2 protein-coding genes are annotated in these 1,537 nt (G+C 64.0%); both read right to left on the bottom strand.

Annotation, left to right across the window (positions count from 1 at the left end; genetic code table 11):
• Positions 1-10: 10 nt before the first annotated feature.
• Entirely contained in the window at positions 11-1,051 is a 1,041-nt protein-coding gene (locus tag LQ144_RS22865) for an IS3 family transposase (RefSeq protein WP_230121528.1), read from the bottom strand.
• Complete coding sequence (locus LQ144_RS22860; protein ID WP_230121527.1) at positions 1,015-1,461, bottom strand: hypothetical protein; 447 nt, start codon at positions 1,459-1,461, stop codon at positions 1,015-1,017. The genes LQ144_RS22865 and LQ144_RS22860 overlap by 37 nt, the downstream gene beginning before the upstream one ends.
• Positions 1,462-1,537 lie beyond the last annotated feature (76 nt).

Raw genomic sequence — 1,537 nt, 5'->3', positions numbered from 1 at the left:
CCGGAATGAATCAAGCTGTTTGTGACAGCTGGTTGGTTTTGTAGTTGATGCCGGCGTGGGCCGGGGCGGCTGGTGCGGTGGGTTTGTTGCGGTAGCGGTGAGGATGCCGGGCGTGGCAGGCGTTGAGGGTTGCCTGGCGGCGTCGGCGTGCCTGGTCGACTCGTCCTTCGTGGACGGTGTCGGGTGTGTAGTAGTTCAGGCCGCTGTGGCGGTGGTTGGCGTTGTAATCCGCGAAGAATGCCGCCATGTAGTCGCGGGCGTGCTGGAGGTCCTGGAATCGGCGGGGAAAGTCCAGGTCGTATTTCACTGTCTTGAACAGGGATTCCGAGTAAGGGTTATCGTCGGAGACCCGCGGGCGGGAGTAGGACAGTGTGATGCCCAGGGACTGGGCAAGCTGGAGGATGCTGCCGGCCCGCATGGGTGCGCCGTTATCGGCGTGGAGCACGGCAGGGCGCTGTCGGTTGTCGGTGACCGCGCCGTTGATCAGTGCGGCGGCGAGGGCGGCCGTTTCGGTGTGTTCGACGCGGTGTCCGACGACTCTGCGGGAAAACACGTCCAGGATCGCGTAGAGCCGGTAGGTGTGTTTCCCCGGGCCGTGGAGCATCGTGATGTCCCAGCTCCAAAGCTGGTTCGGGGCGGTCGCGTGCACAACGGGTTTGGCCCGTTTGGGGCCGGTTCCCGGGCGCTGTTCGCGGCGGTCACCGTTCTGCCCGTTCCGGGCCACGATGCGGTGGGCGGCGGCGATGGAGAAGAAGCAGCGCCCCGCATCGAGCATCCGGTAGTAGGCCTGGGTGACGGAGAGGTTGGCGTATTCCCTGGAGTTCAACAGCTCCATGAACGCGTCGGCTTCGGCATCGGTGATCCGGTTCGGATAGTCCCGGTCGGCGTGGGGCACCAGGAGCCCCGCCGGTGTAGCCGGGCTCAGACGCCGGTACCAGGCCGTGCGGTGCACGCCCACCAAGGCACAGGCCTTCACCGCGGACCAGCCCGCTGTGATCAGTTTCCCGGCAAAGGTCAGGGCGATGTCTTTCCAGGTTTTGGCGTCAGCCACTCCGGCCGGCCCGGCTCCGGCTCCTCCACTTTCGGATCCGTCGCCGCCGCGCTCTTGGCCATCGCGTCCAAGAGCGCGGAAGCTTTTCCCAGAATATCCACGGCAGCCTCGGACCGCGCCAGCTTGGCCTTGAGGACTTCGTTTTCCTTCAAGACCCGTTTGAGCAACTGCTTATCGCCCGCATTCAATCGCTGATCCTCCTCTAGGTTGTCGGACCTGGACCTCAGCTCCCCGGACTCCCGCTCGCGGCACCAACGATTCATGGTGCCCTCGGTGATGCCCGCCGCCCTGATGAATGCGGCCTTAGAGCCCCACTCAAGGCATTTGTCGTACTCATCCAGAATCGCGTGCTTCTGGTCGGTAGTGAAGTGCTTCCGGTTCGAAACACGAACAGGCATAACGAAATCCATGACGGACCTTCCCCCCGCCCTGAGCACCGGCTCCAGCAACAGGGAACCTGTCACACAACAGCCTGACACACAGGGA

The sequence above is a fragment of the Arthrobacter sp. Bi83 genome, assembly GCF_918698095.1.
Taxonomy (GTDB): domain Bacteria; phylum Actinomycetota; class Actinomycetes; order Actinomycetales; family Micrococcaceae; genus Arthrobacter.
The sequence above is the reverse complement of the archived record's forward strand: the minus strand, read 5'-3'. Positions and strand labels throughout refer to the sequence as shown.

Bases quoted from the DNA above. Each gene is read 5' to 3' on its own strand.
- LQ144_RS22860 (WP_230121527.1), bottom strand. From the start codon at position 1,461: ATGGATTTCGTTATGCCTGTTCGTGTTTCGAACCGGAAGCACTTCACT.